The organism is Butyricicoccus sp., from assembly GCF_050872565.1.
In the GTDB taxonomy this organism is placed as follows: domain Bacteria; phylum Bacillota; class Clostridia; order Oscillospirales; family Butyricicoccaceae; genus Butyricicoccus_A.
In genome coordinates this window covers 1-5763 of sequence record NZ_JBNMHC010000129.1, presented here as the reverse complement: position 1 = coordinate 5763, position 5763 = coordinate 1, and the positions used below count along the sequence as shown (strand labels likewise).

Genomic DNA, 5763 nt, shown 5'->3' with positions numbered 1-5763 from the left:
TTGTTGTCCATTGATTGTTTGTCTTGCAAAAACAAATATCACCCTTGATAGCAAAGGCTTGTTCTGTATTCATTCCTATGCCTCTCTTTCTAAATCCGCATAGCAATATACCATACTTTTCCCAGCTTTTCAAGAACTCTGCGGAGCGTAGATTGGATTTTTATTTTCGATGCGGTATGATAGTCACAGGAGGTATGTGACCATGAATCAAAAGAAAATCGGCGAACTCATTCGCGCCGCACGCCGCGAGCACGGCATGACGCAGCAAGAGCTTGCTGACAAAATGAACATCAGCGACAAGACCGTTTCCAAGTGGGAATGCGGGCTGGGATGCCCCGATTTGTCTCTGCTGCCATCCCTTTCGGAAACATTAGAACTTGACTTATCCGCGCTGCTAGATGGCGAACTGCCCACGCGCCGCGTCCTCGCAGGCAATATGAAAAAACTGTTGTTTTATATCTGTCCTGTCTGCGGCAATCTCATCACGGCTTCCGGTAAGGCACAAATCAGCTGCTGCGGCAAAAAGCTGCTGCCGCTCACGCCGCAAAAGGCATCCGATGCGCAAAAACTGACGCTGGAAAAGCTGGAAACCGAATGGCACGTCGTATCCGATCATCCGATGACCAAGCAGCACTCGATTGCCTTTGTCACGCTGCTCACCGGCGACACGGTCGTGACACGCAAGCTGTATCCGGAATGGAATATGGAAACCCGCCTGCCGTATTTCCGTCACGGCATTCTCGTCTGGTACTGCAATCAACACGGCTTGTTTTATCAAAATTTCTAAATTCCACACAAAAATCCGCAGAGCATCTTTTTGCAGGCTCTGCGGATTTTTGTATCTCATTTTACAGGGCAACATCTCTGTCAGCAAGCTGTGTACAAAAAACATGCGGCGCAGAAATCTGCACCGCATGTTGTGAGCCGTTTTACCAAACCTGATGCCCTTTGTCGTCAATAAACTTATGCTTGCAGACGCGGCACTCCAGCACCGGTCCGAGAAGCGGCAGTGTCTTGTGACAATCCGGGCAGCGCCACTTGAAGAAGTTAATCAGATAGAACCAAATAACCAGTACGATGGCTGCATAGCCGGAATACAGACACGGCTTGCTGTCCATGCCATATACCTGCCCCAGCACAACGCAGAGCACTGCCAGCGCAATAGCAGCGTACAGGCAATAAAAGCCGATGCGGCGCCATCTGTGGTACTTTTTGTCCTCAGAAAATTTTACCTTATTTTTAGCCATGGATCAAAAACACACTTTCCTTTGATTTTTCTATCATTTTAACACAGAAAAGTGACAGATGCAATGTCTGGCAAACGAGTTCACAGGAAAATCACATCTCAGCAGCAGTCACCGCAGGAATTGTTGCAGCCGCACGAGCCGCATCCGCCACAGCTTCCACATCCACTGCAGCTGCCGCCACAGCATCCGCCGCAGGAACCGCAAGAGCCACAGCCCCAGCTGCCAGAGCCGCCGCAGCAGCAGATGAGAACGATAAAGATGAGAATCCACCAGCAGTCAAAGCCATTGTTGCAGTTGTTGCACATAACAGATTCCTCCTGTTTCGTTTTTTTCATTCCCATACTATCGCGCGGACGAGCAAGAGGTGATATATTTTTTTAGACGCAAAACTCCCGCAGGTTTATACCCTGCGGGAGTTTTTCAGCGCGTATCTCATTCAATTTCGTTGATCTCGTCAAACGGGTCGGTGTCTTTCATCCGATAGCAAAGCGTCATCAGCGAATCCGAGAAATGCACATCCTGCACCGGAACGCCGAGTACGTCTTCCTTCATGGAGACATTGGAGAAATTCCAAATGCCGCGGATGCCGTTCTTGACCAGCCGCTGTGCCATTTCCATTGCCTTGTCCGCCGGCACGCACAGAACCGCAATATCCGGCCGCTCGCGCTCACAGTACTCTTCGAGCTCCTGCAAGGCGTGTACATGAATGCCGCGGAAATCGCTGCCGACAACCGTCTGTGCGGTGTCAAACGCCGCAATCGGACGAACGCCGCAGTAGGAGAAGTCAAAGTTGCGCAGCAGTGCTCGTCCCAGATTGCCGACGCCGAGCAGAATCGCCCGCTGGCTTCCGGCAACACCGAGAATGCGCTCCAGCTCCACGATCAACTTATCCACACTATAACCATATCCCTGCTGACCAAATCCGCCAAAGCAGCTCAGATCCTGTCTGATCTGCGAGGCAGTCAGATCCATCTGCGAGGCAAGCTCCTTGGACGAGATGCGTCCAATGCCCTGATCGGCAAGCTCCCGAAGCGTGCGATAATACCGCGGCAAGCGGTTTACGACTGCTTTGGATACGTTTTTTGTGTTAGCCACTGATTACTCCTCCTGATATTCCTCTTACAGAGAGGCTTCCAGCGTCTCGCGGACAGCCTTGATAAAGCCTTCCGTATTCAGAGTTGTGACATGCTCCAACTTGGTAATGAGTGCAAGGTCCTTAGTCATCTTACCAGATTCTACGGTATCAATGCAAGCCTTTTCCAGTTTGTCCGCAAAGGCAGACAGTTCCGGCAGCTGATCCAGCTCACCGCGCTTGCGCAGTGCACCCGTCCACGCAAAAATCGTTGCGATAGAATTGGTCGATGTCTCTTCGCCCTTGAGGTGCTTGTAGTAATGACGCTGTACGGTGCCATGTGCTGCTTCGTATTCGTATACGCCCTTCGGAGAAACGAGGACAGATGTCATCATGGACAGAGAGCCATATGCCGTTGCCAGCATGTCGCTCATGACATCGCCGTCATAGTTCTTGCACGCCCAGATGTAGCCGCCGTTGGAGCGAATGACGCGAGCGACTGCATCATCAATCAGCGTGTAGAAATACTCCAGACCCATCTTCTCAAATGTCTCTTTGTATTCGTTGTCATAGATTTCCTGGAAAATGTCCTTAAACGTATGGTCATACTTCTTGGAAATCGTGTCCTTGGTTGCAAACCAGAGATCCTGTTTGGTATCTACAGCAAAGCTGAAGCAGCTTCTGGCAAAGCTCTCAATGGACGGCACCAGATTGTGCTGTCCCTGTACAATGCCCGCAGACTGGAAGTTGTGCACGGTTTCTCTCGTCTCCGTGCCGTCTTCTGCTGTGTACACCAGCTCAACCTTGCCCGGACCCGGAACCTTCATTTCTACGCCCTTGTACACGTCGCCGTATGCATGACGCGCAATGGTAATCGGCTTGACCCAATTCTTGACATACGGCTCTACGCCCTTGACAAGGATCGGTGCACGGAATACGGTGCCATCCAAAATTGCACGGATGGTGCCGTTCGGGCTCTTCCACATTTCCTTCAGGTTGTACTCGGTCATACGAGCTGCATTCGGTGTAATGGTTGCACACTTGACGGCGACGCCATACTTCTTGGTCGCCTCAGCCGAATCAATGGTCACCTGATCGTCGGTCTCATTTCTGTGCTTGAGTCCCAGGTCATAGTATTCGGACTTCAGATCAACAAACGGGCAGATCAGTTCGTCTTTAATCATCTGCCAGATGACGCGGGTCATTTCGTCGCCGTCCATCTCGACGAGCGGTGTGGTCATTTTAATCTTTTCCATGACGGATCGTCTCCTCCTGCCTATGTACCGTGCGCGGCGGCTGATTCCGCCTGTCCGCAGCTGCTTTGAATTTTCAACTGTGCAATCCTGCACAGGCCTTTCGTCCATCCAAACAGGGTACTCTGAAATCTTTCAGAGAGAATTTTGGAAGTTCCTTTTCATTTTACACCTTTTGACCGATTTTTTCTACCTTTTTGCCCGTCTTTTTGCAATTCCGTGCTTTTGACAGATTTTCTCTGAGATTTCCGCTGTAGCAAAGGCATTTTGCCAAATTGTGCCGGTATTTCCTGCAAGATATTCATAATATGCCTGCGCGCCAATCATCGCTGCATTGTCTCCGCACAAGCTGAGCGGCGGCATATAGATCGGCACGCCAAAGCCCTCTGCCATCTTTTCCAAATCCGCACGCAGCTGAGAATTTGCCGCTACACCGCCAGCTGCAACCAAGCGCCGTACGCCGGTCTGCTCTGCGGCGAGCTTCAGGCGCGGCACCAGCGTGTCACTGACTGCCCGCTGAAACGATGCTGCCAAATCGTGACGATCCAGCGGTTCACCCTTCTGCTCTGCATTGTGCGCCAAATTGATGACCGCGGTTTTGAGACCAGAAAACGAGAAATCCAACGGCGCACCGTCTACATGCGAATGCGGCAGTTTGTATGCCTTTGGATTGCCGCCCTGCGCCAGCTTATCAATCTTCGGGCCTCCCGGATAGCCGACACCGAGTACGCGAGCCACTTTGTCAAAGGCTTCGCCCGCTGCATCGTCGCGGGTGCCGCCGAGAATCTCCATGTCTGTGTAGTCTTTGACCAGTACAATCATTGACGATCCGCCAGACGCGGACAAGCACAAGAACGGCGGTTCCAGCTCCGGAAATGCCAGCAAATTCGCCGCAATATGGCCGCGAATATGATGCACCGGAATAAACGGCTTCTGCAATGCCCAAGCCAGCGACTTGGCATAGTTTGAGCCGACCAACAACGCGCCAATGAGTCCTGGTGCGCAAGTCGCTGCAATGGCATCCACGTCGTCCATCGTGAGTCCCGCTTCGCGCACAGCCGTCAAGGCAACCGCACTGATTGCCTCCACGTGGCCGCGGCTGGCAATTTCCGGCACAACGCCGCCATACAAGGCGTGTTCCTCCGCCTGTGAGTTGATAATATTGGAACAGATCTTTCGTCCATCTTCGATAACCGCAGCAGCGGTCTCATCGCAGGACGATTCGATTGCTAAAATTTTCATAGTAACTTCTTCCCTTTTAGTTAGCCTGTAAAAATGCCGTCATGAGCAGCGCATCTTCTGTCGGATGGCTGTAAAATTTCTTGCGGACGCCAACCGATTGAAATCCGCAGTCTGTGTACAGCGCCATTGCTGCCTGATTGGATACGCGAACCTCTAACGTAACAAATGCGAGATCTTCGGAACGCTCTAATAATGCCTGCACGAGCTGTCTGCCGATGCCGCGCCTGCGATGCGCCGGAGATACGGCAACATTGGCAATATACCCTTCGTCCAGCACCGTATGACAGCCAATATATCCGGCAACTGTGCCATCTTCTGCCACAGCAACGAGAAATCGTGCACACGGATTATCCAGTTCCTCGCGCAGTCCCTCTTCTGTCCATGGTTCAGCAAAACATGCCTGTTCGATCTGCGCAACCGCGTGCACATGCTGCGCATCAAACGGAACTATGTGTATTGGCATTCCATCATCTCCTCTATGATCCGACAAATCTGCTGTTCGCACTGCGCATAGCCCGCTTTTCCGCTTCCGGTTGGATCCGGAATGTCCGGCAGCGCATGTATCTTTTGTCTTGCTTCCGGATGTTCTTCCGTCAAATGCCGCGCAATCGCCGCGGTGACGCACCAAACAGCATCTGCTTTCGCCAGCATAGACGCGGACAAACACCGTGCCCGATGCGTATCCAGCAGTTTAGGACGCACCGCGGCACCGAGCTGCGCACCTTCATCCGCATAAACACCCGCGCTGTGCGCCGGTTTCCGATGGCTTTGTGTATAGAACGCTGCCGCCAGCGGCGCGCGAAACACATCATTATAGTCTACAAATAAAATCATGGCTTTAGCCCTTCGCCGCATACCAATCGTGGCCAGACGATACATCAACTGTGAGCGGAGCTTTGAGCTGGCAAGCGGCTTCCATCTCTTCCTTGAGAATGCGCTTTGCTTGTTC

Annotated in this window: 8 protein-coding genes; 1 reads left to right on the top strand and 7 read right to left on the bottom strand. The window is 52.1% G+C overall.

Going from position 1 to position 5763, the window contains the following annotated elements:
• The first annotated feature begins 202 nt into the window (after positions 1-202).
• The gene (locus tag ACR0P9_RS06685; RefSeq protein WP_432618518.1) at positions 203-787 is read left to right on the top strand and encodes a helix-turn-helix domain-containing protein; all 585 of its coding nucleotides are present in this window, start codon (positions 203-205) and stop codon (positions 785-787) included.
• Positions 788-929: 142 nt separating this feature from the next.
• Here ACR0P9_RS06685 and ACR0P9_RS06680 read toward each other — a convergent pair whose 3' ends face one another.
• The 7 genes from ACR0P9_RS06680 to ACR0P9_RS06650 all read right to left on the bottom strand — a co-directional run bounded on the left by ACR0P9_RS06680 (position 930) and on the right by ACR0P9_RS06650 (position 5648).
• Positions 930-1247, bottom strand: a complete 318-nt coding sequence (locus ACR0P9_RS06680; protein WP_432618516.1) for a hypothetical protein — start codon at positions 1245-1247, stop codon at positions 930-932.
• A 98-nt stretch (positions 1248-1345) separates the two neighbouring features.
• Positions 1346-1552, bottom strand: a complete 207-nt coding sequence (locus ACR0P9_RS06675) for a hypothetical protein (RefSeq protein WP_432618514.1) — start codon at positions 1550-1552, stop codon at positions 1346-1348.
• A 127-nt stretch (positions 1553-1679) separates the two neighbouring features.
• Positions 1680-2342, bottom strand: coding sequence for a redox-sensing transcriptional repressor Rex (locus ACR0P9_RS06670; protein WP_432618512.1), 663 nt, complete (start codon positions 2340-2342; stop codon positions 1680-1682).
• A gap of 24 nt (positions 2343-2366) precedes the next feature.
• A complete protein-coding gene (locus tag ACR0P9_RS06665) occupies positions 2367-3575 on the bottom strand; it encodes an NADP-dependent isocitrate dehydrogenase (protein ID WP_432618510.1) in 1209 nt (402 codons plus the stop codon).
• Between the two features lie 186 nt (positions 3576-3761).
• A complete protein-coding gene (gene tsaD / locus ACR0P9_RS06660) occupies positions 3762-4814 on the bottom strand; it encodes a tRNA (adenosine(37)-N6)-threonylcarbamoyltransferase complex transferase subunit TsaD (RefSeq protein WP_432618508.1) in 1053 nt (350 codons plus the stop codon).
• A 16-nt stretch (positions 4815-4830) separates the two neighbouring features.
• Positions 4831-5277 (bottom strand): ribosomal protein S18-alanine N-acetyltransferase, encoded by a 447-nt coding sequence (gene rimI / locus ACR0P9_RS06655; protein ID WP_432618506.1) that lies wholly within the window; start codon positions 5275-5277, stop codon positions 4831-4833.
• Positions 5262-5648, bottom strand: a complete 387-nt coding sequence (locus ACR0P9_RS06650; protein ID WP_432618504.1) for a hypothetical protein — start codon at positions 5646-5648, stop codon at positions 5262-5264. Before ACR0P9_RS06650 ends, rimI begins: the two co-directional genes overlap by 16 nt.
• Positions 5649-5763: the final 115 nt, after the last annotated feature.

What these genes read in the sequence shown, in the direction of transcription:
- ACR0P9_RS06685 (WP_432618518.1), top strand. Translation starts at nt 203, where the DNA reads ATGAATCAAAAGAAAATCGGCGAACTCATTCGCGCCGCACGCCGCGAG.
- ACR0P9_RS06680 (WP_432618516.1), bottom strand. Translation starts at nt 1,247, where the DNA reads ATGGCTAAAAATAAGGTAAAATTTTCTGAGGACAAAAAGTACCACAGA.
- ACR0P9_RS06675 (WP_432618514.1), bottom strand. Translation starts at nt 1,552, where the DNA reads ATGTGCAACAACTGCAACAATGGCTTTGACTGCTGGTGGATTCTCATC.
- ACR0P9_RS06665 (WP_432618510.1), bottom strand. Translation starts at nt 3,575, where the DNA reads ATGGAAAAGATTAAAATGACCACACCGCTCGTCGAGATGGACGGCGAC.
- tsaD (WP_432618508.1), bottom strand. Translation starts at nt 4,814, where the DNA reads ATGAAAATTTTAGCAATCGAATCGTCCTGCGATGAGACCGCTGCTGCG.
- rimI (WP_432618506.1), bottom strand. Translation starts at nt 5,277, where the DNA reads ATGCCAATACACATAGTTCCGTTTGATGCGCAGCATGTGCACGCGGTT.
- ACR0P9_RS06650 (WP_432618504.1), bottom strand. Translation starts at nt 5,648, where the DNA reads ATGATTTTATTTGTAGACTATAATGATGTGTTTCGCGCGCCGCTGGCG.